A 24,265-nucleotide genomic window follows, 5' to 3' on the forward strand; every position below is an offset into this window, starting at 1 on the left:
GGAAGGAACCGCCCGTGAGGCTGACCAACTTCTCGGACTATGCGTTGAGGATGCTGATGTACGCGGCCTCAGCTGGTGACCGCCTGATCACGATCGAGGAGACTGCACGCACTTTCGGGGTGTCGAAAACACACCTCAACAAGGTCGCCAATACCCTGACGCGTAGCGGCTACCTGAAAGCAATCCGGGGCCGTTCCGGCGGCCTTGTTCTAGGGCTCCGGCCCGAGATGATCCGGATCGCCGATGTCATACGGCTGACGGAGCCGGATTTCGCGGTTGTAGAGTGCTTTGCCACCGGAAACCAATGCGTGCTCACCCACTCCTGCAAGCTTTCGAGCATGTTTGGCGAAGCGATGGCCTCCTTCCAGAGCATCCTTGACCGTTACACGCTGGCCGACGTCACACTAACGCCCCAGGATTTCCTCGGCAGGCTGCCACCACCCCAACCTTCCGGCCTGGCGGGAGGCGATGGTAGGGGGGCCGACGAGGCGCCCCATCTCGCCGCCGGAACAATTTGAGGACGGAGCGGTGCCGTCACAGTCACCTACGCAGGCGTTGCCCCTTATACGACGCCTGCCGATTCTTCTCGCACGGAGACGAGCCATGGCCGAACCAAAGAAGAGCGACAAGCCGATAGCAAGGCAGTTTGAGTCTGGTATCGACCCCGACAACAGTCTGTTGCCGATGCTGATCGGCAGCCTTGTCCTGATCGTCATCGGCGCGATCGTCGTCATGATGTTCGTCTAAGATCAAACATCTAGTCTTCCGTCCCGAAGGTTGAAAATCTTGTCAAAGCGGTCAAAGATCTTCTCATCATGGGTGACGGCGATGATTGCGGCGTCGCGTTCGACGGCCACTTTGCGCAGAAGATCCATGACGATGCCGGCCCGCTTCGAATCGAGCGCCGCGGTCGGCTCATCTGCCAGAATGATGCGCGGCTGATTGGCGAGGGCCCGGGCGATCGCAACACGCTGCGCTTCGCCGCCAGAGAGTTGTGCTGGCATTGAACGCCGACGGTTCCCTACTTCGAGATAGTCGAGCAGCTCCAGCGCCCGCAACCTGGCCTCACGCGAGTCGGCCCCAGCCAATTGCAGAACCAGGGCCACGTTGTCGGTCGCGTCGAGAAAGGGCATCAGATTGTGGAACTGGAAGATGAAACCGATCTTGTCGAGCCGCAGGCGCCTCAGGTTTGGTCGAACCCAGCGGCCATCCCTTAGCACCAGTTCGCCGTCCAGTTCCATCGTGCCCGAGGACGGGTCGAGGATGCAGCCGATGATATTGAGCAGGGTCGTCTTGCCGGATCCCGAGGGTCCCAGCAGGGCAATGACTTCGCCTGCTTGGACGTCGAGTGATACATCGCGCAACGCATCGACGCGTGTTTCCCCCTCGCCAAAGTGCTTCGACAGGTTCCTTAGCCGGACGAGTGGGGGCTGGGTTGCTTTCTCGTCCGGCACGCTAACCTCCGAGCGCCGTGGCGGGATCTATCCTGAGGGCCGCGCGAACGCCGAGTGCGCTGGCCAGCAGACAGACAACGACGACGATCACGCCGAGTGCCAGGACGTTGTCAGGCTCGAGGACCACCCGACGGGGGAAATAGTCCTTGATGCTGGCGATGAGCGTGGCGCCGATTGCAAACCCGATCAAACCGAGGGCCAGCGCCTGCTGCACGATCATGCCGATGATGGTTCGGTCCGGTGCCCCGATGAGCTTCAGGGTTGCGATCTGCTTAAGCTTCTCCATCGTCATCGTGTAGATGATGAGCGCTATGATGACTGCGGAGACTGCGAGCAGAAGCGATGTGAAAAGACCGATCTGCCGGCGCGCCCGATCGACTAGCGAACGCGTCAAGATCAGTTCCTGTTCCTCCTGCGTCACCGCCGCCAGATGCTTCCACCGCTGTACCGTCTCGGCCACGGCATCGGGTGACGCGTTGGGGTGGAGGCGGGCCACGACGGCGTTGACGGTATCGCGGCCGCTGCTTCCTGTGCCGCCGCGCGCCATCTGTATGCGGGCTGCGGGCGGGGCAAGGTCGAACTGGAGTTTTTGCGCGTCCTGCAAAGTTATGTAGACCACCGGATCGCCGCCGGAACTGACTTGCTGGCGGGTCGATCCGATGACGGTGAAGGTGTCACGTCCGAGCCGAACTCGATCCTTCAGCACAAGCCCTGAGGAGCGGTCGGCGACCATCTCGAAATGGCTGCGAGCGATCGCATGTCCTTCCTCGATCTCGGGTGGACCGCCCGGACGCGTCGGCTCATAGCCGATAACGTAGAGCCTGAGCTTTCGGTCCTGGTATTCGGCTTCGACGGTCTGGTAGGTGATGCTGCCGGCGGCGACCACGCCGGCAATCCGGGCGATCGCCTCGCGTGTGTCGGCTGGTATACGGGAGGCCTCGGCGAACGGACCGCGTGTGTTGGCTTCGACAACCCAAAGATCGACAGCTGGCGCGCGTGCGATGGTGAGCGCCTCGACGACAAGGCCCCTATATATGCCAATCATTGCGAGGACCACGCCGAGAAGGAGGCCGAGCCCGACGCAGGTAAGCAGGAACCGGCCAAGACCGTGCCGGATATCGCGATAAGCGAGGTTCAATTTCCAACTGCCTCCGCCACGCGCGCAGAACGGCCTTCCCGAAAGCCACTTGCGATCCGCGCGACGACACTGGCGCCTTGAGGAAGTCCAGCGACGATCTCCAGTCTTGCATCCTCAGTCCGATGGCCGAAGCTGACGACGCGGGACCGCAGACGCCCAGATTCGACCGTCCAGACAGTGCCCTGCCGGCCGTCGAAACCTTGCACGGCGGCCTCGGGTACGAGCAGAGCCGCGTCGATCTTCGCAACCGTAATCCAGAACTCGACCTGCTCCCCGAGATAGACTCGCGGCGGCGGGTTGTCCCCCTTGATGAAGACGCGCCGTTCCTCGGTTACCCTGTCGCTTTCAAGCCCTATGCGGACCACGCGTCCCGTGAAGGCGTCCTGGGGACGCGAGCGCAGCCGCGCGTCCACGCGCTGACCTTCCTCGATGAAGCCAGCGCGCGCTTCGTCGACATGGGCAAGGCCCCAGTAGGTGTCGGCGGCTATCAGCGTGAAGATCGGATCACCGGCTTTAACCACGGTGCCAATCTCCTTGTGGCGGCTAACGACTATGGCATCGAAGGGCGCAATCAGCCTGCGGTGACGCAGCATGGTTTCCTCGAACCGCAGTTGGGCGCCCGCATCGGCAAGCTGCGCTTGCGCGACGTCGACTTCGCTCGAAGCTACGGCGACATCGGCTTCAGCGACGGCCTCATCCCGAAGCGCCTCCTCCGCGGACTGCCGAGACACCACGCTCTGCCCGGCAAGCGCCTGTCTGCGTGCATTTGCGTCCTTCTTTTGCGCCAGGATGGCTCGCGTCTTTCCCAAGTTGGCATTCGCCTTTTCGACGGTAGCGTCGGCGACGAGCAAGGCGGCCTTGGCCTTCTCCAACTTTGCCTGTTGCTCGCCCAGCGTCAGGCTTGCAAGCAGGTCGCCCTGTTTGACGCGATCACCCTCGTCGGCCTTCAGCTCCACCAGGGTCGCGCCGACCTCGAAGCCGATATCGGAACGGATCCGGGCCTCGACAGTGCCAAGCCCGAAGACACGGACGGGGACATCGTGCTCCTCCGCCACAACCTCAACGGCGACCGGGCGGTTGTTGTAGAAGGCATACGCTCCAAAGCCGGCCAAAATAATTAGGGCCGCGACGAGCGGGTACAGAATCGCGGGTCTGCGCAACAAGGTTGCTGCCGCTGTTCGATTTCCTTGCATATTGCATGCCTCAGGCAGGTCTCAACAGGGCAAAAAAGCGCAAGCGGAAGGCGCGTGAGAAAACCGCAATACCGGTCGCTACCAAGCCAGCTACCCGCACCTTGCCCTCATATCCGTCAGGCGAGGCTAGGTCTTTGATCTGCGACAAATCACGACCGCCGTTTCAGCGGGACCGCATCACCCGCAATGCGGCAATTGGACCAGACGCGCATCGTCGCCATCAAGGTCAAGATGCATCCTCCTGGCCAGTGGAACTGCATGGATTGAGATGAACAGTTCACCGCGACTGTCGGCCCCGGGTTCGAGCTACGGCACCTGGGTCGGGCACGTCGGGACAATCCGAGGAGAGTCCCTAGTCTCAGTTCACCCGGCAAGCATCAGCTTCAGATAGCGGCCGATGAGGATCGCCGCGGGATAGAGGACCTCCTCCTCGGTTCGGGCATGCAGCATCAGCTTCTCGGCGAACCGAACCACATCCGGGCGTCCTTCGACGCTCGCGGCGTCTTTCAACTTCCCAAGCTCGGCGACAATGCTCTCATGTTCGGCGAGCATGGTGCCGAGTTCGGCCTCCAGCCGGTCGGTCATCTGGAGCACCTCCGCCATCTCCGGTTGAACGGTGCCGTGCGCTAGCTTTTTCAGGATACCCAACGGCGGAAGCGCGTAGTCCTCTTCCTTCACAAAATGGTCGTGCAGAACGCGGGCGACGGCATTTGCCGCCTCGCCCGTGCGGCCGCCCGCCTTGGTCGCCTTGACCAGTTCCGCATGCAGTTCGTCGTGCTCGATCTTCAGCGTCGTGGGGATTTCGGCCAGCATTTCACTGTCCTCCTTTACAAGGACGCGCCCGCAAGCGCGCCCCTTTTCTTCTGATTGTAGTCATTCCCTGTGTTCGTGTCCCGGAGCCCCGGCTGCCGCCTGACGCATACCTTCGGCGAATGTCACAAACCCTAGCTCGGCGCTGACGCGCTCGCGCGCGGCGGCCACTTCGGCAGGGTTCTTCGGTTCTAACGCCGAGGTCCTCGTGTGCAAAACGTGGTCGAACCGGGCATTCAGGCCATGCTGTAGCTCCTCCACCAGAATGTTCCTCACCTTATCCAGGTCGCCACTCGCAATCGCCTTCTCGGCCACGGGAATCACGGGCCCGAAATCCATACCCACCGGTTTCAGGCCGGTATAAGCGGCGCCTTCTCCGGCGCGGTGCAAACGAACCGCCGTTTCCATGAATGCCCTGTCGGCAAACCCTTTCGCTTCTGATCCGAGCCCTCGGATCTTCAGCGCCTGTCCGAAGTGCGCTTCGATCTCTGCCTCGGCCGTTGCTGGTGCATAGGGCAGGATCAGCCCGACATTGCCGGTGTCGAGCGCCTTGAGAGCCGCCTGCGCCACCGGCCCATCGATGGAATCACAATGGGCAAATGCACTCTGTGTCCCGAACAGCAGTCCGGCCGCGAGGGTGGTGGCTGTAAGCAGTTTGATCCTGATCATGGTCTAGTCTCCTTATTCAGTTCACGATTTCCCCGAACATATGGTCTGAGCCCAGTCGCGTTCAGCGACGTAAGTCGCACAGGATGGATTTTTCGAACGTCACCGAGCAGGAGTGAATTTCAGATGGCAGGAATGCAGGATCTGAGTGCAGCCATCGAGCGGGCGCCCATCTTTCTCGGTCTGGACAAGCACGTTCTGTCCCGGATCGCGGGGATCATGCGTCCACAGCGCATCGGGGCTGGCAGGCAGGTTCTTGTTGAAGGAGAGCCGTGCACAGGCCTATTCTTGGTAGTCGAGGGGCAAATCCGGCTCATCAAAAGCGCTGCGGAGGGCCGCGATCAGGTGCTTGGGATCCTTGGCCCCGGAGCCACCTTCAATGAGATTGCGGTTTTTGACGGCGGTCCGAATCCTTTCGGTGCCGTCTCCGTAGGCGCTGCTTTTCTCGGCTTCCTGCCAAAGAGCGACATGATACGGCTCCTTGACCAACATCCCGAGGTCGCGCGGGCGGCACTGAAGATTCTATCCTCCCGCCAGAGATCCCTTGGATCAATGGTCGAGGATCTCGCGCTACGCGACGTTACCGCTCGAGTCGCCCGTTTGCTGCTGGGATGCGTAGGCCATCACGGGCATATTATCGAAAGTGCCGAGACCGCATGCGAGCAGATAACGCATCAGGAGATCGCCTCGATGGTCGGCTCTGTGCGGGAGGTCGCGCAGCGCGCGCTCAAGCAACTGGAGCGAGACGGCGCCATCTCGCTCCAGCGAAGCCGTGTCTGTGTCCGCGACGTCTCGAAGCTGAAGGCTTGGGCCGGAGGCGTTGGGCATGCCGGTGTCGGATGAGGATTTTCCTCGAGCTTCCCTGGCTGTCCAGTCTGTTTCGGACAATCAGTCGCGTCGTCTCGTGCATGGCCTGCCAGCTCGACCTCGATCGTCGACCGTCCAGGCCGAGGCTGCAGGTTGCTCGTGGAACGCCTGCATCTTGCAAGAAAATCCAGAAACCCTCCCGCCGGCCGAGATCTGATCTATTGGTCTCGCGTTGAGGTCGATGTTGGGGTGACTATGTCGGGCCGTTCAGCTCCCGTTTGATTTCGTTTCGTAAGGCCTTATTTAGCTTGATCTAGAAGATTTGACGGGCACCGCAGTCTATCTCATCGCTTCGGAAAATGATCTAAAGACTGAGAGACCAGGAGTCGAACGATGATAGTCCAAACACTGTCGGCGCCGGAATGCACGACGTTGTTGGCTAAAAAATCGTTGGCCCCATTTCCATGTGCGAGGGACGGTCAGCCCTATCTGGTTCCGATCTACAATGCCAATGCCCGGCAGGAAGATCGACTGGATGCGGGAGAACCCATTGGTGTCGGTCCAGGTCGACGAACGTCGCATGGGCCGCTAATGGAAAAGCGTCGTCGTCGACGGCCGTTACCAGGAGCTACCGGATCGCATCGGCAACAAGGTTGAGCGGGGCAACTGTCTTGGTGTTGAAGCCAAGGAATAGCACCTTCCATCTCTAGCGGGCTGCGTCGGGCTGGCTCTGGTCCGGGCGGCATGTCCGGCATGGAGGCCATGTGCGCCATTGCCGCCACAGGATCGACAGCCATCGTCGCCGCAGCGGGCGGTGTCACCATCGGCGCGACGAGTATGCTCACGACGACCAAAATCGAAAGCAGACCGGGAAATGCGATCCAGAACTTGATACAGGCCCTATGGTGTATGCAGCAGCGCAAGAAAAGATCATCAGCCGCTCACATTTCCGCAAGGTAAGACGCGCCAATCGCGCTCAGGGCCAGCCCTCCAGACATGGCCGGCAATGTTCGCAAAAATGGCAGGAGCCGCGAAAGCGGGCTCCTTACTGGATTGACCGCCCACCGTCCCTGTCTCCCTGGCTCCAGGCCTGAAGATCGAATGCCGGGTCCCGGACCTGGTCGGGCGTTATCAGAAGGTTCGCCGCCAGGGCCCGACGGGCTGCCATATGGTCGCTGGCGGCATTCACCGAATGGATCGCCGCAAGATGCTCATCCTTGAAAAGGAAGACCGAAAAACGCCCTTCTTCGACATTGCCTCGAACCACTTCGCGGGTAGCGCCCGCAGCAAGTCCCGCCATCAGCAGCTTGGTGCCGCGTTGATCGGACCAGAACCATGGCACGGCTTGATCGGGCGTGGCCTTTGCGACCACGGTGCGGGCGGCGATGCGCGCCTGCTCCATTGCCGATTGAACCGATCCAAGCCGGATCGGGTCGGCGATGCCCGCCCGAGGGCCACGGACGCAATCTCCGGCAGCGAGGATGCCGAGGCGGCTGGTGCGCATTGAACGGTCCACCAGAACGCCGTCCGCGCATGCGAGGCCCGCGGCAACTGCCAGGTCGACGTTAGGATCGCAGCCCGCTGCAACGATCACCATTTCGGCGGGCAGGATTTCGCCATCTGCGAGTTCAACGGCCTCGACCGCATCGCTCCCAAGGAGACGGTTGGCCCCGCTGTTCAGGCGGATGTCGACGCCCCAACTGCGTTGCAGGTGTTCGAGGAATCGGCCAATTTCGGGCGCAACCGCAGGCGCAAGGACGCGATCGGCAGCCTCCACGATTGTGACGGACAGCCCTAGTTCGGACAGGACCGCGCTTATCTCCAGCCCGATAAAGCCGCCTCCGAGGATCACGACGGAGCTGCCGGCGGCGATCCGCGACCGGATGCCGAGGGCATCCTCGGCATTGCGCAGGGACATCACACCCCGGAGATGGGTGCCTTCAAGGGCGGGCCGTCTAGGTCGAGCACCGGTACAAAGCACCACCGCATCGAAGCTGTGTGACGTCCCACCCGCGAGCACGAGCCGTCGCGCGCCGGCGTCAATCGCCGTGACGGACCGGCCTATCGCAAGATCGACGCCCGCGGTTTGATAAAACGCTTGCGATCGGATCAGCTTCAGTTGTGGTTCGGCCGATTTCAAAAAGTCCTTGGACAGCGGCGGCCGATGGTAAGGAAGTTGCGGCTCGGCATTGAAGAGGACGAGGCGGCCGTCATAACCCTCTTCCCGCAGACTCGCCACAACTTGCGCTGCGGCATGGCCGCCCCCAACGATGGAGATGGTCCGCGGGGGTCTCACGTCTGTCTCTCTGGCAAGTAAACGGTGAGGCCGTCGAGGGCGGCCACGACCTTTATCTGGCAGCTCAGCCGACTTGTCGGTCGACGCTCGCTGGCGACTGTATCGAGCATTTCGTGCTCGGTCGCATTGGGTGGGCAAAGTGTCGAGCCATATGCCTCGTCGACATAGACGTGGCAGGTAGCGCAGACACACGCGCCACCGCATTCGGCCTCGATGCCGGGGACCATGTTGAGGATCGCCCCCTCCATGACGCTCAATCCCTGGTCCACCTCGACGTCCCGCGCACGACCGCACGGCTCGACATAGCGGATCCTTGTCATCGCGGTATCCGCGACACCGGTTCGAGGTTCGACAGGTCCCGCTGCGGCGTCTTTGGCCAGAAGCCTTCGATGCGTACGTCGTGCTGCTCAAGGATCGGGCGCAGGTCGTCGAAGGTCTTGCGGTAGCGGTAGAACGGAATTGCCGGCATCATGTGATGGATCAGATGCATGTTCTGCCCAAGCAGAAGCAGTTCCGCTCCGGGCCAGATCGCCACGCGCGTGTTACGGTAGCGACTGGTCTCATGGTGGTCATGGTGCGGTGTCCAGGTGAACAACGTCAGCATGACTGTCTGGCCTATCCACCAGGGCACTAACCAGAGCGTCAGCAACTCGTAGCCGTAACCGCCAGCGATGACGATGAGCGCCAGCGCCGTATAAGTCGTGAACGCGATTGCACTGCGCCGGGTTTCGGACTTTGAACAGCCGAACTTGCGGCACTCGGCGAGCAGCGTGAAAGGGTTGAAGTAGCTCAACAGCGAAATCGGCAAGCGATGCAAGAGCCAGCCGGGAAAGCTCCCGCGCGCGTAGATATCGGGATCGTCGTCCTCGTTGGTGTGCGAGTGATGCACCATGTGCGACTTCTTGTGGTGATCGAACATCAGCCACAACGGTGCGCAGCAGGCGGTGCCCGCAACAACATCCACCCAGCGTCGTCCCTTGATCCGCGAGCTGATGTTCCCGTGCACCGCCTCGTGGACGACCGTATAGAACGAATAGATGAAGATCGAATTCAGCACGATCGCCAACCAGAGCGGGATCATTTTGCCGACGGCCAGGACCACGACCGCGGCGAAACCTGCGTAGAGCGCCACACCAAGGATGACAGTCGGCCACGCGAACTGCGGGATGCACCGCCGTCCTATGTCCATCTCAGCACGGATAGTCGATTGACCCTGACTTGGCGTGTGCATGCGGATCTCCAGTCTCACGGCTTGTTCCGGCGCAGCCGATCCATTGAGAACAAGGTGATCGCCCGCAAAATTAGCCTACCCGGAGAAAATGGATTGTCAACCAATAAGTTGGTTCAATGTCCAATCTTCGAATCGATCACATCGCGCCGAAGTCGATGACAAGCCGGCCTGGAACTTCGCCGCGCGCCAGCCTGTCCATCCCGCGGTTCACATCGGCAAGGCCGATCGTCTCGACCGGGATTGTGATGGCGTGAACTGCGGCAAGGGCTGTCAGATCATTCGCCTGCTGCCTCGTGCCGACGCTTGCCCCGGTGATGCGGACGCCATTGTGCGTGAGCCAGGCAAGGCTGAGCGGCACAGGTTCCTCGACCATGGCGACAGAGACAATAGTCGCTTGGGTGTTGGCTGCCTCGGTCGCGATCGACCAGATCCCCGGTGACGGTGCGAAGTTGATCAGCGCGTCGGCTCCACCGCCGGCGCGGATCAAGGTCCCTGCCCGGCTGTTCGCCAGAAGCGTTTCTTGCGCTCCAAGCACCCGCGCGTGCTCCAGTTTCGAGAGGGTCATGTCGACCGCCACCACTGACGCGCCGAACAGGCGCGCGATCTGGATCGCGTATTGCCCGAGGCCGCCGCAACCGATGACGACGCACCGTTTGCCTGGCGCCAACTCGGCGAGTTGGACTGCGCCGAAGGCGGTAACGCCGGCGCACATCAGGGGAGCGGCCGCGGCGCTTGCGATGGGCTCAGGAATGCGGACTGCAAATCGTTCCGGCATGACGGCGTATTCGGCATGGGTGCCGTTGACCGTGTAGCCATTGGCCAGTTGGCTTGCACAGAAGGACTCATGACCGGTTAGGCATGGGCGGCAGTGGTCGCAGGTGCTGTGTATCCAAGGAATGCCAACCCGCGTCCCGATGGGCGTGGTGGCCCCCGGCCCCTGCTTGACGACACGGCCGATGCCCTCGTGGCCGAGCGTCAGAGGCTGCGGCGCACCTGCGGGGAAATCGGCGGCACGACAAATGTGAAGGTCCGTATGGCAGATGCCGGAAGCCTCTATGCTCACCAGAACCTCGTTAGGTCCCGGGTCGGGCATCGGCACCTGCCGGACTTCCAGAGGGCCGCCTGGACGCATCAATTGCGCGGCCCACATCATCTTTGTCATAGCGCAGTCCCCTTCCCTATGAATTTTGGTTGTTCAACCATTATATTGGATGACAATCAAGCATTGCCCATTGTGAAATGACGATGCTGGTGGCGCAACCAGCTTGTTGGTTGCAAGCCGCTGCTATAGTGTCTCGTCAGCCCCGTCAGTGCGGCTGCAGGAGCCTGAATGCGTAAAAAAATCAGCGAGATCCGACGAAGAGAGCTAGCGGAATCGGCATTTCTGACGCTGCAAGAATACGGCTTCAAGGGAACGACAATTCAGCGTGTCAGCGAACGGGCCGGGATGTCGCATGGCTTGGTTCATCACTACTTCAAATCGAAGGACGACCTGTTGGAAGCTGCGGTGCGGCTGACGAACGAGCGCATCACCGCCGACGTATTACGGCTTCTCAAGCTGTCGCGGACGCCGCGCGAGCGGCTGACCGCCGTTATCGAGGGCAATTTTGCACCTTCGGTCTTCTCGCGGGAAGTTGCGCAGGGGTGGGCGGCATGTTGCGGCGAGGCGGCCTTCGACGAGCGTTTCGGGCGCATCCTGCGCATGATCGGCCGCCGGCTTCGCACCAATCTCCTGTTCGACTTGAAGAAGCTTCTGCCGGCGAGCCGGGCGGAAACGGTGGCGTCGGGGATCGCAATGATGATCGACGGGGCTTGGCTCAAATGCGCGTTTACGCAAGATACATGGGACCGCGAGGCGATCATGACGCCAATCTTCCAATGGCTGACATGTGAGCTCGCGATGGCAACGCCAACTTCAGGCGAAACAGCGACGGACCGCTTGCCCGACACCGCGCCTCCAGCGATGGTCTCACGGCTGTAGCCGCGTTCATGCCGGGCGGATCGCCCTGCCGGAAGGCCGCGTCAACCGGCCTGGATTTCCAGCACGATCTTGCCCGTCACCTGGCCCGTTTCCAGAAGCGCATGCGCCCTGGCCACCTGCACGAGCGGGAAATCGGCGGCAATGTGCACCTTGAGCTGCCCCTCATCCAGCATCCGCACGGCTTCACCTAGCAGATGCGCCTGGTGCGCGGCGTGACTCTTCAGGCCACGCCACATCGGCAGCAGCATCATTTCATTGAGGATTGACAGGTTGGCATTGTAGGCGGTGCCCTCCAGATCGGGCTCGACACCCATCAACGTCACGATGCGGCCATAGGGCCGCATCGCGTGATACGTCCGGCGCAGTGTCTCTCCGCCGACATTGTCGTAAGCGACCTCGACGCCTTGTCCGCCGGTCCAGTCCAGGCAGGTGGCGACGAAATCCGTTTCGTGGTAGAGGACGGCGCACTCCGCGCCGAGCTCGCCGACGAAGCGCGCCTTGTCGCGCGACCCTACCGTTGTTGCGACCCGCGCGCCCATCAGCCTTGCGATCTGGACAGCGACGTGCCCGGTCCCGCCCGCTCCGGCATGAACGAGGACAGTCTCGCCAACGCTCACCCGGGCCCGGTCGAAGGATTCGAGCGCGGTAATGGCGACCAGGCCGACCGCCGCGGCCTGACGGAAGGCAACACCATCGGGAATTGGTACAAGCAGCCCTTCATCGACCACAGCCGCCTCGGCATAGGTGCCGAGCCCGCCGATTCCGCCGTCGCAAAAGCAGACCCGGTCGCCCAGCTTCACCTCGGTGCAGCCAGGTCCGACGGCACTCACCACCCCGGCGCCGTCATGCCCCAGGACCATCGGAGAACCAGGGATGTAGCCTCCGTTCCGGCGGAAGAAGATGTCGGCCGGATTGAGCGCCGCCGCCCGCAATTCGACCAGTACGTCGCGCTCTCCGCGCGGCCAGGGCAGACGGATATCCTGAAGTCGTAGCACCTCGGTGCCGCCCTTGCCGGTAACGGTGACCGCCTTTGCCAACATCGGCCGCCTCAGGCGCGTCGAAGGCTGCGGATATGCCACAGCGCGATGAGCGTTAACGATGCAAAGACAGTAACGGCCAGCACCACGGCGGCTACCGCGAGGTTGGGCGTGCCGGCAGAACGCAGGCTGAGCCACATCAGCACGGGAAGCGTCTGCGTGTCGCGGTTGGTGAGGAACAGTGCCATCATGAATTCGTTCAGCGATATCACCAGGGCGAACAGCATTGAGGAGAACACACCCGTCGACACCATCGGCAGCACGATCTCAAAAAAGGTGCGCACGGGTCCGGCACCCAGATCGCCAGACGCCTCGACTATGCGCTTGTCTACGGTGCGGAACGTGGCTTCCATGAGCAGAAAGACCAGTGGCATCGCCCACAACGAATGGCCGAGCACAACGAGAAACCGCGATCCGTACAGCGGAACGCCGGCAATTTGCACGCCACCGAAGGTGATGGCCAGACCCAATCCGAGTACGACGCCGGGCAGGAACAACGGCATCATGATGAGCAGATAGAGCAGGTTCTTGAACGGCAAATCGTAGCGGGAGAACGCCCAGGCCGCGAGGATGCCCGCGGAGGCCGAAACCACGGTGGTGCCGAGCGCGACGACGATGCTGTTCCAAAGCGCATCCATCCACAACGGGCTGGCGAGAAACCCGGCATACCAGCGCAGCGAGAAACCAGAGAGCGGAAATCGCACCATGGCGGCGCTGTTGAATGACATGACCGCCGTCACCAGGACCGGGATCAGCATATAGGTCGTTATGAAGATTATGAACGCCCAGCCGGCCGCAGCCAGCAGGCTGGCCTCTCCTAAGCGCCGGCGCGGCGCGGAGCCGACCGCCGCTACGGTATCAATCATGATAATCGATTCTCCGGGTGGAGAGGCTGCGGGCAACAAACATCACCATCGCGATAATGGCCACCAACAGCATGGCGAAGGCCGACGCCAATGGCCAATTGTGCTTGGACAGCATCTGCTCCTGGACAAGCAGGCCCATCGTCCATAACGCATCCGGGCCGAGTGCCGTCGGCGTCGCATAGGTGCCCATGGTCCAGATGAAGCACTGCGAGAAAGCGGCCAGGACGCCACCGCGGGTCAGCGGCAGAAGAATCTCGCGGAAGGCGGTGAACGGGCCAGCACCGAGGTCGGCGCTCGATTCGAGCAACCTTCGATCGATCCCGTCGAAGACCGACAAAAGGATAAAGAAGCAGAACGGCAGCGACAGGTAGGTGAGGCCGACCAGAGCTGCGAATTCAGTATACATTAGCGATATCTTCTCATGCACGATACCTGTGCTGACCAGCGCGTAGCTCAAAAGTCCGTTCTTGGGAAAGAACATCCACCATCCGAAAATGATTGAAATTTCGGACACGAGCATCGGCGCGAGCGCCAAACCCATCAGGTAGAGTCTCCAGCGCCGAGGCTTCAGCCAGGTAAGCATGGCAAAGCAGTAGCCCAGCATCACCGTCACCAGGGAGGCGATCAGCGCCAGCCGGATCGTGGTCCATACCGCTCCGCGGAACAGTGGATTGGATACGATCTCGCCGTAATGGTCGAATGTGAGCCCAGGCACAAAGAGCCGCTGGTCGACATGCAGATTGAAACTCATCCGCAGCATCGTCAGGGCCGGGAGGCCGAAGAACACGACTGCGATAGCCAATGCGGGCGTAAGCAACATCAATGGCGTGAAGCGTTCAAGCAGGGCGGCAGATCGCCGGCCTTCGCTCGCTGCGTTCGTTTCGCGGGACGGAATAGCCGCAAGGCTCATGCGTAGACCTGCATGTCGCTGGTGTGCCAGCCCACCCTCATGCGATCTCCGACCGCGGCATGTGTGGAGCCGGATTGTCGCAGAAGAACTCCAGTGCTCCGGCTCGCAGATGATAGCGATAGGATTCGCCGAGGAACTCGACAAAACCCACCTGGACCTCCAGTGAGTTCTCGCAGGCTTCGGCAGCGGCGGCCATCTTGATGCGCGAGGGCCTGAGATAGAGACGCCATTCGCCTTCACGCGGCGGCGTATGGAGCTTCAAATCGATCGCTCCACCTTGGCGATCGCGGACCTCGCCCCCGGAGGCCACCAATGGCATGCAGCAGCTCTCGCCGATGAAATTGTAGACGAACTCGCTGGCAGGCGCCCGGGATATGCCAAGCGGAGTGTCGACCTGTTCGATCCCGCCCCTGTTCATGATGACGATCCGGCTGGAGAGCGCCATCGCTTCGCTCTGGTCATGCGTCACGTAGATAGCGCTGAAGCCGTGCTCCTCGTGCAGGCGCTTGATCTCGCTGCGCAGTTGCAGTCGAAGCGAGAGATCGAGTGCCGACAGGGGTTCGTCGAACAGCAGAATAGCGGGCCTGACGGCCATCGAACGCGCCAGAGCCACACGCTGTTTCTGGCCGCCCGAAAGCTGGTTCGGGTAACGTTCCTCGAATCCCGAGAGGCGAACGACGGCCAGCACCTCCCGCACGCGCGCGGTAATCTCCGGCTTCTGCAGGCCACGCATGCGCAGGCCATATGCGATGTTCTCGGCAACTGTTTTGTGCGGGAAGAGCGCCCCTGCCTGGAAGATGGTGGCGATGTCGCGGCGATGGGGCGGCAGATGGTCGACCCGCTCTCCCTTTATCCAGATGGAACCAGCATCCGGCTGCTCGAACCCGCCGATCATTCGTAGCGTCGTGGTCTTTCCCGAACCCGATGGGCCGAGAAAGGTCAGAAATTCGCCTTGAGCCAGGCTTAAGTTGAGGCTTCGAACCGCAACGATGCCTCCGTAACGGCGCCGCACGTTTTCAAGATGAAGAGCGGGTCTATGTCCGCTGACATCTGCGATCATCAACTGATCCTCCCAGTACCGGGGAAAGGCGACTATTTCGTCGTGTTCTCGACGACCTTTTTAAACCGATCGTCGTACTTCTGGTAATCTGCCAGGATCGTGGTCCACCCATCCATCGTGATGACCTGGAACATCTTGTGATAGTCCTCATTCGAGCGAGGATATCCTCCCCAGTGCGAGGGGACGGTAACGTCCGTACGCGCCATGAACATCATCGATTTGGCCAAGAACCGGTTCTGCGTCTCTTTCTCAAGCAAATAGTTGAGAAAGAGGTCGGCGAGTTCATCATGATGCGTTCCACGCACCTTGTAGTACCAGTCCGCCCAGGCCGACACGCCCTGACTCGGGATCCCCAGCACATATTCGTCCGGCTGCTCGATCACAAAGGTGAAGGCGTCCGAGGAATAGGCGAACGCGGCGTCTGCCTCTCCTTGGCTGAGGACGTTGGCCAGTTCGGCGCCGTCGCTGAACCAGCGAGCGACCTTGAGCTTGTCGAGTTCCTGCATCAGCGACTCAGCCGTGTCGTAGCGGTACATTTCCGCCAGGCCAGGCATGGCATTGCTGATCAGCGCCGGCACTGACAGCGTCCACCACCAGGCACCGCGGTCGAGGGTGATTTTGCGGGAAAGACGATCGTCCCACAGCAGCTTCCAGTCGGTCGGCGCGATGTCAAGGCTCTTGCGGAGCATCAACAGGCAGGTACCACCGGCGAACGGAACACCATGGGCTGCAGCGGCCGCGGGGCGCGTTTCATAGAACCAGGGATAGACTGCCTTCAGATTGGGGATCTTGGACGCGTCCGTCTTTAGGTAGAGACCATTGGAAAGACCTGCTGAAGCGACATATTCGTCGGAGACGGTGAGATCAAACGGAGGATTGTCGGTCGGGGCGGATTCAATCTGACTGACGATCTGGTCCCAGCCCCCGCGCGTCTCGGCAAGAGTGCCGTATTTCTCGTTGAAAGGTTCGATCACCGTCTCGCGAAACAGTATCTCGTAGTTGCCCGCCCAGGACACCGTGATCAACGGCTCGCCAGCGAAAGCGGCATGCGCGGAAGTCACCGGCGCGCGACCAACTACGGCCGGTGCCGCCAATACGGCGGCACCGAGCGCCACGCCCTTGCCGCTTGTCTTGAGAAAATCGCGACGGGTGAATGAAGTGCTGCTTTCGAACTTGCCCATTCTGGCAACTCTCCCTCGACCCTGGACCAACGCCACCGGCAGGTTTGGAGATCTCACCGGCGGAGAAACCGAACCATAGGCATCCAAAATCGGATACGCAACCAATTAATTTGATCATCATCTAATTAATTGATTTTCGGGCAAAGCCAGCGCATCATAGTGCAAAGTCCGAAAGTGCGCGATCTTTGACTTTTCCAAGCGGCTGGTAAAACCTCGGCGGTCAGGCAAATGGGCTTTGTCGATGCGTCCCGCCGGGCGAGATCTGTCGCCAGCCTTCCGCGTCGCGGAAATCTACGAACGGCAGAGCCGATCGTTCATCGCGGCAAGATGGCGATAAACTCGCCCGCATGGACGCGGAACGCATGATGAGGGGATGCTCGTACGATGCCCGCAACCACAAAGAACAAGGCGCCGCCGCAGGCGCTGTTCGTCATATCATTGGGATTCGTGGCGCTCGCGCTGGCCTATTCCTCTAGGGCAAGCGTCGGCCTGATGATGCCGATCTGGGAAAGAGACCTTGGCTGGTCGAGAAGCTTCGTTTCCGGCGGCGTCGCTCTCGCGCTCATCGTCATGGCGGTTCTCGCGCCAGTGGCGGGACGCCTCGTCGATCTGCAGGGATCGCGAAACGCGCTCACGTTAGGCTTGGCGATTCTGTCCCTTGGTAGTGGGCTGATGTCGGGGGCCGATAGCGGGACAGCATTTCTCTTGGCATGTGGAGGGCTGTCTGCGATTGGCTTCGGACTCATCGCCACCCATGTCGTGTCGACTGCCGTCGAGCAGCAACTTGATCGCAATCAGGGCCTGGGAATAAGCATTGCAACCTCAGGCGCCACCGCCGGGCAATTTCTGATCGTGCCGCTGATCGCTGTCATGCTCACGTCGTTGAGCTGGCGTTGGTCCTATGCCGCGCTCGCTGTTGCGTGCGCGGGTCTGGCGGTGGCGATCCACTGGATACTGCCGTCGGGTACCCGCTCGGTTGACACGCCGGCGACAGCAGCCGCCCCGACATTAAGCCTCAGCGCAGACATCAAGCTGATCCTGAAAAACTCGACCTTTCATCTCCTGTTCTGGAGCTACTTCATCTGTGGCTACACGACGAGCGGGGTCATCGAGACCCACTTCCTGCCATACGCTGCGCTCTGCGGTTTCGCGCCGGTGCCGTCGGCAACGGCCTATGGACTTCTGTCTGCCGTGAATCTGGCTGGGATGATCTTGGTCGGATGGCTGACTGACAGGGTGAACCGTCCTTTGCTACTCGGCTCCATCTATGTTGTGCGCGGCTTGACGTTCATCCTGCTCGTCAATGTCGGGGCCGACTACGATACGCTGCTGCTCTTTGCGATTGGGTTCGGCTTGGTCGACTACGCAACAGTGCCGGTGACATCCAGCCTCGTCGCCAGTCATATCGGGCTGCGGGTCATGGGACTCGCGTTCGGCCTGATCTCGGCGGGCCACCAGATCGGCGGTGCAATTGGAGCCTATCTCGCAGGCTATCTGTTCGACATCTACGCGCAATATACGTGGGTGTGGTGGTCCTCCTTCTGGCTGGCTGTCCTAGCCGGTATCCTTGCCTTCGTCATCCGCGACCGGAGGCCGGCGCAGGCGGCTTTGATCGGATCCTGATGAAGCAACAGGGCGGGTTTCACTCTGGGTCAAGTTAGACTGACAAGCCTGCATGTTGGCGGGAGTATGCGTGGTGCAGTGTCGCCGATCGGTGGACCATCGATCCCGCCGGAAAAGCTACTCAGGGCGATGCTGCTGCAAGCCTTCTATTCGATCCGCTCGGAGCGGCTCTTGATGGAGCGTCTGGAATGCGACCTTCTGTTCCGCTGGTTTGTTGGTATCGGCATCGACGATGCGGCTTGGGATCATTCGGTGTTCTCGAAGAACCGCGACCGGCTTCTTGAGGGCAACATGGCGGCGAGGTTACTGAGCGCAGTCCTGGCGTAGCCCAAGGTGAAGAAGGTTCTGTCCACGGATCACTTCTCGGTCGACGGCACGCTGCTCGAGGCCTTGGCGTCGATGAAGAGCGTCGAGCCGAAGGGCAGTCCAAGCGGTGGTCATGGCGAACCGCCGGCAGACGATGGCGGGCGCAACACGGAGGCAGACTTCCACGGCCAGAAGCGCTCGAACGAGGCGCATGCCTCGATCACCGATCCCGAAACCAGGCTCTACCGCAAGGGGCGGGGCAAGGAGGCCAAGCTGTGCTTCATGGGACATGGGCTGATGGAGAACCGCCATGGCCTGCTGGTTGATGCTTGCCTGACACTGGCAGACGGGTGGCAGCGCTGCATATGATCGAGCCCCGGGCCGACCGTCCGCAGACGATCCCGCTCGGCGTCGACATCCCTCCAGCAGCACGCTGAGCCCTGAGCAGCTCAGCGCGGTGGCATGGACGAAGACATCCTTCTCAACGTTGTCTCCGCAGCTTCCGGTGCTTCCAGTATTCGGATATGCAGACAGGCATCCGTGCCGTCCGATAGTTTGACGAAGCCGAAACCCTTGCTGGCATTGAGCCACAATACCTACGCGTCAACAGGGTCTGCTCGGGCGCACTGCTCAACCCCAAGCGTCGAGATCTCAGGCGAAGCCTCGAGCGGTGTCGCTTGGGCGGAACGTTTCCGCGATCAGAGGAATGGGCTCGAGTGCCCGCGGAAAGTCTTCCCGCAGGCGCAGATTCAATTATCTCCAGCCCGTCAGGCTACCAGTACGTTGCGGAACTGCCAGGGATCCGAAGCGTCGATGTTTTCCGGGAAGAGTCCGGGCCGGCCGTCAAGCGGCGTCCAGTCGGTGTAGGTCCCAGAGACCTTCCCCAGATAGGGAGTCTGGATCTCCAGGCAGCGGCGGAAGTCGAGTTCCTCGACCTCGACGATGCCCGCCCGCGGGTTTTCGAGCGCCCACACCATTCCGGCGAGGATCGCCGAGGTCACCTGGAGGCCCGTTGCGTTGTGATAGGGAACGAGCGCGCGGGCCTCTTCAATAGAAAGCGTCGAGCCATACCAGTAGGCATTTTTGCCATGGCCGTAGAGCAGTACGCCGAGTTCGTCGACACCGTCGGCGATCTCGCCCTCGCCGAGGATATGGAAGATCCGTTGCGGGGCGCCAGCCTTGCCGAACAACTCATGCAGAGACAGCACCGCGTCGTCACACGGATGGTAGGCGTAGTGGCATGTCGGGCGATAGGCGGCCGTTCCGTCTTCGTCGCGCACAGTGAAATAGTCCGACAGGGTGATCGCTTCGTTGTGAGTGACAAGGAAAGCCTGCTGGGCGCCGGCGGTCGGGGTCCAGGAGCGAACTCGGGTGTCGGCCCCCGGCTGGAGCAGATAGATCGCGGACTGCGAGCCATTCCCATGCCTGCGGCCGTTCTCTGGCATCCAGGTCTCGTGCGTTCCCCAGCCGAGCTCGGCCGGCTGCAGGCCCTCGGCGACGAATCCTTCGACGGACCAGGTGTTGACGAAAGTGCCGATCGGCTTCGTCGACAGCGAACGCTGGGTGTCGCGCTCGGCGATGTGGATACCCTTAACGCCGACACGCTGCATCAGCGCGGCCCATTCCTCTCGCGTCCTGGGCTCCGGGCCTTCGACGCCCGTGTCCTTGGCAAGGTTCAGCAGGGCCTGCTTGACCAGCCATGAGACCAGGCCTGGATTGGCGCCACAGCAGTTCACGGCTGTCGGGCCGCCGGGATTGTCCGCCCGCGCCTCGAGGATGATCTCGCGCAATGCATAGTTGGTGCGGGCTTCCGGCCCGGCGCTTTCGTCGAGGTAGAAACCTGCCCAGGGCTCAGCAACCGTGTCGACGTACAGCGCGCCAACCTCGCGGCAGAGCTCCATCACGGCGCGGGATGAGACGTCGACCGACACGTTGACGCAGAAACCCTGTCCGCCACCATCGGTAAGCAGCGGTGTCAGGAGGTCACGGTAGCCGTCGCGGGTTACAGCTGCATGGACGAAGCGAATGCCATTGGCGTCGAGCAGCGCACGGTCCGCATCATTCGGATCGATGACGACGAAGCGCGAGCGGTCGAACTCGAAATGGCGCTGCAGCAGGTGCAGCATGCCTCTGCCGATCGAGCCGAAACCGATCATGACGAGGGGCCCGGTAATCTGGCCGTGCAACGGCCATTCGTTCTTGTTCATGAGACTGTCCAATCTTCTTCAATTCTGCGCCTGTTCCGGCGCGCCACCCTGGCTCGGAGAGCGCAGGGAATTTTCCCGAAGGCGTGAGCTCGATCAGCCGCTTGCGCGGCTCTTGGTGGCGGGGGGCGTTTCTGACCCACGCCGTGCGACGAACCGCCTTACGCACAGGGCTTGTCACGCCTATTCATCTTGTTTGGAAAGGAGATCGCCAATGCGGCGTGGATCGGCCGCAAACCAGCTTGTGCCCCGCAGCCGGGCGCGCTGCGTCCGACCAGGGGCTAATGGCCCGCGATGGGGCACACCCTGTAGAGAATTCCGTCGAGGTGGAAGATGCGGCACATGGCCTAGAGGTGGGAGATATCAGCTTGCTTGTCAACCCAGCTATGTCGGCGACGATGAAAGCCCGATCGTTTCGTCCCCGCTTGAACGGGTGTTCCCCATCGCGGGCACCTAACACGGGCGCGTCGCGCTCCGACCGCCGGGCATAGGCCCTTACGCGATGCGATCTTCAGCACTGTAGGAACGACGGCAACAAATCCAGATAGACAATCTTCAGCGCCTGGCGCCATTTCCACGTCCGCGGTTCGATCATTCCAGAAAACGGCCACCGCCAGGGCGGGCGCAAGCCCGCCATCACGATGACCCGCTTCGACCATAAAAGCCTGTCACGGCTTGCTTAATCGCCGGCTGCAAGGTGATCTGAACCGTCCGGGCAGCTTCTTGTCGAATCGACCGCGCTCGCGTGATGGAGGACACGCACATCGCGGCCGACGTCGTTCTTATGATCGACGCGCCATAGGCGGCGCCAGTATCCGCGGCACGTTTGCGGTGAGCTTAAGAGAGCGGGCCTGGAATTTGGGCCAATGCATCGTGCCGATGACTATTCGTTCTCCAGTACCAAGGATCCCGCCTGCGACATTTCTACTGTGCGGAGCCAACGACATTTCTACATCGCCCCCACAATTGGCAGCGATGTGGCAATGCGACAGTCCGTGGGGTTGCCCAAGGGGAGTTGATCCCGGGGTCGTGGGTCCATTTGATTCCAGCTGTAACGTTTTACTCCGACCGGATTGAACTTGTGCCACTGGGCGCGAAGAAGCACGTCCATCTGAATCTGTGATAGGCCTCGAACTTCGTATGGGGAATGATCGTTCGATAAAACGTCATTAGACGCTCGCAGATATGGTATCGATCATCGGGCGAGGTCTGGACACGCTCTCTGGGGATAAACCACTCTGCTTCTGGTGGCTCATTCAGGTAGAGAGGGTGCAGCCTGACAAAATAGCCGTCTTTGGTCATCCTGACGTCGTTAGGATCGATCGGGTGACAATCCTTGTTTCCGCAGCAATCATGTTGAAGAACGGGATCGGTCTTGCCCGTATACCAATCGTGGGCGTCTACATCGCCGGGCAGCACGACCCATGCCAATGCAATGTGTCCTAGCAACTGTCTCATGAAGCTAGCCCCCCGCTATTTTGCTTATAACATATTAGTGAATGCTAATCATAGCGGTATTCACGCAGAGGTCCGACTGGTTGCTGTTACCCCGCAATTCGCTTTTTGTAAGGGCCATGTACAACCGGCTGTTGGTTTGCTTCACCTCGATCAGCGCAACAGAGCTTGTCAGTAACGCCAGCGGCCGTCGCCGGATCATGCGCAATGGCCGGCTCCGAAGGCATCGCGGACGCGCAGGATTGACGGTCGGTGGCTGGGCACCATAGCTGGGCGGGCGTACAGCGCTTCCATTTTGCTGATGGGCTTAACGGACTGCTCTCACATGCCTTATTGGCTTGCCGGGCAAAATTGCTTGCGCGGCACGGGCGATACTCTGGGCGTCTATTCCATGGTGACGACAAAGATCAGCGATGGTGCCAGCTTGGCCGAAATGCTCCACACCCAACGGACGCGTCCGATGTCCTTTGACAGAGCCGAGCCACGCCAGCGTGGCGGGGTGGCCGTCGATGACGGTGATGAGCCCGCAAGTCGACGGAAGATCCTCCAGCAACAGCTCGACATGGCCGCGCGCATGAATCAAACCGTGCTCTTTGGCTCGTTGGGCAGCCGTCCAACCGGCAATCAGCCGATCCGCCAAGGTTACAGCCAGAAGCCCCACGTCACGCCGGTCCTCGCCGATTAACCCTGTCGCCTCGATAGCTTCCTGGGCCACCGCACCGCTGTAGGCGATCACCACTTGCGCATTGGGTCCCGGTTTGCGTCAAGCAGGAAAGGCGGAGAGAAGAGGAACTGGACCGGTTTTCAAATGCCGTGCTGCGCTGGCCGGAAGTCGTGGAGTGTTACCTGATGACCGGCAAGATGGATTTCTTGCTGCGTGTCGTCGTCAATGACCTCGAAGCGTACGAAATGTTCTTAAAGCACAAGTTGACCAGGCTGGACGGCGTCGCCTCTATTGAGACAAGCTTTGCCTTGGGCCAGGTCAAGCACGCACATGGTCTGCCACTCGCTCCTTAGACTAGGCACTGATGACCTTGGCTAGGAACAAGGTGGGAAGGCGTCGGCATGTTTGCATTTCTGAGGCAGGGGGGCTGCCTGGCCGCCAAGTCGCAGCCGAAAGCCGTAGCGTTCCCTGGGGATCCGTGGAGGCAGGCCGACGTCACAGCGCCACGGGCGGGATGTACGCCTGCTCCTGGCGGCAGAGCAGCTATTCGGTTATTCGGTGCCGGCGAGCCACCGCACCATGTTCGCCATCAGCTTGCCGTAGAGCGGCCAAAGGAGAAAATCCTGGGAGAGCCAATGCGGACCGATGTCGGTCGCCCAGGCGGCCGTGCGACCGCGGCCATGGCTGCGAATAGCAAGGAGCGGCCAGTCGGTGCCGCGATGGTGGCAGGTCGCCAGCAGCCGGGACGAGCCGTCGCGCCTGAAATCCAGCTTGTTCATGCCGAGGATCGGCGGCAAAGGCCCCTCCACCCCGGCAAAGATCGGGTGGGAAGACTGCAGGATGGACGCCTGCAGGCCTTGGGGCACCTCCATGCCGTCGCAAAACGGCAAACAACGCACGGGCAGCACGTCTTCGACCGGGGTGTCGTGAAACCGCGCCGTCCCGAACATACCCTGAAAGCCCATATAGCCGCCGGCCAGCATCAGCCCGCCGCCGTTTTCGACATAGGCTTTCAGCACCTCGAGGCGGTTGACGCCGACACGCCCGGCGCGGGCATCAGGCGTGACCAACAATGTCAGAGCGCCTACATCGGAGATCACCACCGCCTGGTACCGGGCGAGCACATCGAGGTCATAGGGAAACTCCGCGGCACAGCGCTCGCCGCCGATCTGCGTGACAGCAATCTCCTCCATGGCCAGTGCGGCGTTGAACGCCGTCGCGCCATTTGTCGAGGTCGCACTTGTCAACACATCGCCGCCGACAGCGACCGAGGTCGTAGCCGCGAAGGTTTCACCTGCAAGCAACACGTTCATCGTCGCACCTGCACCAATCGGTCGATCAAAGAGACGCAGGGACGCCAATCAAGTTGACGCCCCCACGGCG

The 24,265-nt window shown here is 61.3% G+C and carries 21 protein-coding genes and 3 pseudogenes; 7 read left to right on the top strand and 17 right to left on the bottom strand.

Features of this window, described 5'->3' with window-relative positions:
* Positions 1-14 precede the first annotated feature (14 nt).
* Entirely contained in the window at positions 15-518 is a 504-nt protein-coding gene (locus tag OOJ09_RS29560) for an RrF2 family transcriptional regulator (RefSeq protein WP_269908594.1), read from the top strand.
* Between the two features lie 85 nt (positions 519-603).
* Positions 604-747 carry a hypothetical protein gene (locus OOJ09_RS29565; protein WP_269908595.1) on the top strand — a complete coding sequence of 48 codons (144 nt, stop codon included), beginning with the start codon at positions 604-606 and terminating at the stop codon, positions 745-747.
* A gap of 2 nt (positions 748-749) precedes the next feature.
* Here OOJ09_RS29565 and OOJ09_RS29570 read toward each other — a convergent pair whose 3' ends face one another.
* From OOJ09_RS29570 to OOJ09_RS29590, 5 genes are all read right to left on the bottom strand, one after another.
* The gene (locus OOJ09_RS29570; protein ID WP_269908596.1) at positions 750-1,454 is read right to left on the bottom strand and encodes an ABC transporter ATP-binding protein; all 705 of its coding nucleotides are present in this window, start codon (positions 1,452-1,454) and stop codon (positions 750-752) included.
* A 1-nt stretch (position 1,455) separates the two neighbouring features.
* A complete protein-coding gene (locus tag OOJ09_RS29575; protein WP_269908597.1) occupies positions 1,456-2,592 on the bottom strand; it encodes an ABC transporter permease in 1,137 nt (378 codons plus the stop codon).
* The gene (locus OOJ09_RS29580; protein ID WP_269908598.1) at positions 2,589-3,755 is read right to left on the bottom strand and encodes an efflux RND transporter periplasmic adaptor subunit; all 1,167 of its coding nucleotides are present in this window, start codon (positions 3,753-3,755) and stop codon (positions 2,589-2,591) included. Before OOJ09_RS29580 ends, OOJ09_RS29575 begins: the two co-directional genes overlap by 4 nt.
* Before the next feature lie 393 nt (positions 3,756-4,148).
* Entirely contained in the window at positions 4,149-4,598 is a 450-nt protein-coding gene (locus tag OOJ09_RS29585) for a hemerythrin domain-containing protein (protein WP_269908599.1), read from the bottom strand.
* Between the two features lie 60 nt (positions 4,599-4,658).
* Entirely contained in the window at positions 4,659-5,264 is a 606-nt protein-coding gene (locus OOJ09_RS29590; RefSeq protein WP_269908600.1) for a DUF6448 family protein, read from the bottom strand.
* 123 nt (positions 5,265-5,387) lie between these two features.
* On the opposite strand from OOJ09_RS29590, the gene OOJ09_RS29595 reads away from it, so the two are divergent.
* Positions 5,388-6,104 (top strand): Crp/Fnr family transcriptional regulator, encoded by a 717-nt coding sequence (locus tag OOJ09_RS29595; protein WP_269908601.1) that lies wholly within the window; start codon positions 5,388-5,390, stop codon positions 6,102-6,104.
* A 1,009-nt stretch (positions 6,105-7,113) separates the two neighbouring features.
* Here OOJ09_RS29595 and OOJ09_RS29605 read toward each other — a convergent pair.
* The 4 genes from OOJ09_RS29605 to OOJ09_RS29620 all read right to left on the bottom strand — a co-directional run bounded on the left by OOJ09_RS29605 (position 7,114) and on the right by OOJ09_RS29620 (position 10,757).
* The gene (locus tag OOJ09_RS29605) at positions 7,114-8,364 is read right to left on the bottom strand and encodes an NAD(P)/FAD-dependent oxidoreductase (protein WP_269908602.1); all 1,251 of its coding nucleotides are present in this window, start codon (positions 8,362-8,364) and stop codon (positions 7,114-7,116) included.
* Positions 8,361-8,684 carry a 2Fe-2S iron-sulfur cluster-binding protein gene (locus tag OOJ09_RS29610; protein ID WP_269908603.1) on the bottom strand — a complete coding sequence of 108 codons (324 nt, stop codon included), beginning with the start codon at positions 8,682-8,684 and terminating at the stop codon, positions 8,361-8,363. The genes OOJ09_RS29605 and OOJ09_RS29610 overlap by 4 nt, the downstream gene beginning before the upstream one ends.
* Positions 8,681-9,613: a fatty acid desaturase family protein gene (locus OOJ09_RS29615; RefSeq protein ID WP_269908604.1), complete on the bottom strand. Its 933-nt coding sequence runs from the start codon at positions 9,611-9,613 to the stop codon at positions 8,681-8,683. The genes OOJ09_RS29610 and OOJ09_RS29615 overlap by 4 nt, the downstream gene beginning before the upstream one ends.
* Before the next feature lie 118 nt (positions 9,614-9,731).
* On the bottom strand, positions 9,732-10,757 hold the full coding sequence (locus tag OOJ09_RS29620; RefSeq protein WP_269908605.1) for an alcohol dehydrogenase catalytic domain-containing protein: 1,026 nt from the start codon (positions 10,755-10,757) through the stop codon (positions 9,732-9,734).
* A gap of 168 nt (positions 10,758-10,925) precedes the next feature.
* Here OOJ09_RS29620 and betI point away from each other — a divergent pair, with 168 nt between their 5' ends.
* Positions 10,926-11,576 carry a transcriptional regulator BetI gene (gene betI / locus OOJ09_RS29625; RefSeq protein ID WP_269908606.1) on the top strand — a complete coding sequence of 217 codons (651 nt, stop codon included), beginning with the start codon at positions 10,926-10,928 and terminating at the stop codon, positions 11,574-11,576.
* 41 nt (positions 11,577-11,617) lie between these two features.
* Here betI and OOJ09_RS29630 read toward each other — a convergent pair whose 3' ends face one another.
* The 5 genes from OOJ09_RS29630 to OOJ09_RS29650 are packed head-to-tail and all read right to left on the bottom strand — an operon-like array spanning position 11,618 to position 16,630.
* On the bottom strand, positions 11,618-12,616 hold the full coding sequence (locus tag OOJ09_RS29630; protein ID WP_269908607.1) for a zinc-binding dehydrogenase: 999 nt from the start codon (positions 12,614-12,616) through the stop codon (positions 11,618-11,620).
* An 8-nt stretch (positions 12,617-12,624) separates the two neighbouring features.
* Entirely contained in the window at positions 12,625-13,479 is an 855-nt protein-coding gene (locus OOJ09_RS29635) for an ABC transporter permease (protein WP_269908608.1), read from the bottom strand.
* Positions 13,472-14,389, bottom strand: coding sequence for an ABC transporter permease (locus OOJ09_RS29640; RefSeq protein WP_269908609.1), 918 nt, complete (start codon positions 14,387-14,389; stop codon positions 13,472-13,474). Before OOJ09_RS29640 ends, OOJ09_RS29635 begins: the two co-directional genes overlap by 8 nt.
* Before the next feature lie 37 nt (positions 14,390-14,426).
* Positions 14,427-15,449, bottom strand: a complete 1,023-nt coding sequence (locus OOJ09_RS29645) for an ABC transporter ATP-binding protein (RefSeq protein ID WP_269908610.1) — start codon at positions 15,447-15,449, stop codon at positions 14,427-14,429.
* 32 nt (positions 15,450-15,481) lie between these two features.
* Entirely contained in the window at positions 15,482-16,630 is a 1,149-nt protein-coding gene (locus OOJ09_RS29650; protein WP_269908611.1) for an ABC transporter substrate-binding protein, read from the bottom strand.
* A 384-nt stretch (positions 16,631-17,014) separates the two neighbouring features.
* Between OOJ09_RS29650 and OOJ09_RS29655 the strand changes: the two genes are divergently transcribed.
* On the top strand, positions 17,015-18,253 hold the full coding sequence (locus OOJ09_RS29655) for an MFS transporter (protein WP_269908612.1): 1,239 nt from the start codon (positions 17,015-17,017) through the stop codon (positions 18,251-18,253).
* Between the two features lie 81 nt (positions 18,254-18,334).
* Positions 18,335-18,975 (top strand): annotated as a pseudogene (locus OOJ09_RS29660) (transposase); the annotation flags it as partial.
* A gap of 351 nt (positions 18,976-19,326) precedes the next feature.
* Here the strand turns inward: OOJ09_RS29660 and OOJ09_RS29670 are convergent.
* Entirely contained in the window at positions 19,327-20,766 is a 1,440-nt protein-coding gene (locus OOJ09_RS29670; RefSeq protein WP_269908613.1) for a homospermidine synthase, read from the bottom strand.
* Between the two features lie 1,759 nt (positions 20,767-22,525).
* Positions 22,526-22,981 (bottom strand): annotated as a pseudogene (locus OOJ09_RS29675) (transketolase); the annotation flags it as partial.
* On the opposite strand from OOJ09_RS29675, the pseudogene OOJ09_RS29680 reads away from it, so the two are divergent.
* Positions 22,981-23,235 (top strand): annotated as a pseudogene (locus OOJ09_RS29680) (Lrp/AsnC ligand binding domain-containing protein); the annotation flags it as partial. The pseudogenes OOJ09_RS29675 and OOJ09_RS29680 overlap by 1 nt on opposite strands.
* Before the next feature lie 198 nt (positions 23,236-23,433).
* On the opposite strand, the gene OOJ09_RS29685 reads toward OOJ09_RS29680, so the two are convergent.
* Positions 23,434-24,243, bottom strand: coding sequence for a glutamine amidotransferase (locus OOJ09_RS29685; protein WP_269908614.1), 810 nt, complete (start codon positions 24,241-24,243; stop codon positions 23,434-23,436).
* Positions 24,244-24,265: the final 22 nt, after the last annotated feature.

Source organism: Mesorhizobium qingshengii, from assembly GCF_027563465.1.
Classification (GTDB): domain Bacteria; phylum Pseudomonadota; class Alphaproteobacteria; order Rhizobiales; family Rhizobiaceae; genus Mesorhizobium; species Mesorhizobium qingshengii_A.

Excerpts from the sequence above, each read along its gene's own strand:
- OOJ09_RS29635 (WP_269908608.1), bottom strand. The coding sequence starts at position 13,479 with ATGATTGATACCGTAGCGGCGGTCGGCTCCGCGCCGCGCCGGCGCTTA.
- OOJ09_RS29630 (WP_269908607.1), bottom strand. The coding sequence starts at position 12,616 with ATGTTGGCAAAGGCGGTCACCGTTACCGGCAAGGGCGGCACCGAGGTG.
- OOJ09_RS29640 (WP_269908609.1), bottom strand. The coding sequence starts at position 14,389 with ATGAGCCTTGCGGCTATTCCGTCCCGCGAAACGAACGCAGCGAGCGAA.
- OOJ09_RS29590 (WP_269908600.1), bottom strand. The coding sequence starts at position 5,264 with ATGATCAGGATCAAACTGCTTACAGCCACCACCCTCGCGGCCGGACTG.
- OOJ09_RS29565 (WP_269908595.1), top strand. The coding sequence starts at position 604 with ATGGCCGAACCAAAGAAGAGCGACAAGCCGATAGCAAGGCAGTTTGAG.
- OOJ09_RS29595 (WP_269908601.1), top strand. The coding sequence starts at position 5,388 with ATGGCAGGAATGCAGGATCTGAGTGCAGCCATCGAGCGGGCGCCCATC.
- OOJ09_RS29650 (WP_269908611.1), bottom strand. The coding sequence starts at position 16,630 with ATGGGCAAGTTCGAAAGCAGCACTTCATTCACCCGTCGCGATTTTCTC.
- OOJ09_RS29670 (WP_269908613.1), bottom strand. The coding sequence starts at position 20,766 with ATGAACAAGAACGAATGGCCGTTGCACGGCCAGATTACCGGGCCCCTC.
- OOJ09_RS29585 (WP_269908599.1), bottom strand. The coding sequence starts at position 4,598 with ATGCTGGCCGAAATCCCCACGACGCTGAAGATCGAGCACGACGAACTG.
- betI (WP_269908606.1), top strand. The coding sequence starts at position 10,926 with ATGCGTAAAAAAATCAGCGAGATCCGACGAAGAGAGCTAGCGGAATCG.
- OOJ09_RS29645 (WP_269908610.1), bottom strand. The coding sequence starts at position 15,449 with ATGATCGCAGATGTCAGCGGACATAGACCCGCTCTTCATCTTGAAAAC.
- OOJ09_RS29620 (WP_269908605.1), bottom strand. The coding sequence starts at position 10,757 with ATGACAAAGATGATGTGGGCCGCGCAATTGATGCGTCCAGGCGGCCCT.
- OOJ09_RS29610 (WP_269908603.1), bottom strand. The coding sequence starts at position 8,684 with ATGACAAGGATCCGCTATGTCGAGCCGTGCGGTCGTGCGCGGGACGTC.
- OOJ09_RS29655 (WP_269908612.1), top strand. The coding sequence starts at position 17,015 with ATGCCCGCAACCACAAAGAACAAGGCGCCGCCGCAGGCGCTGTTCGTC.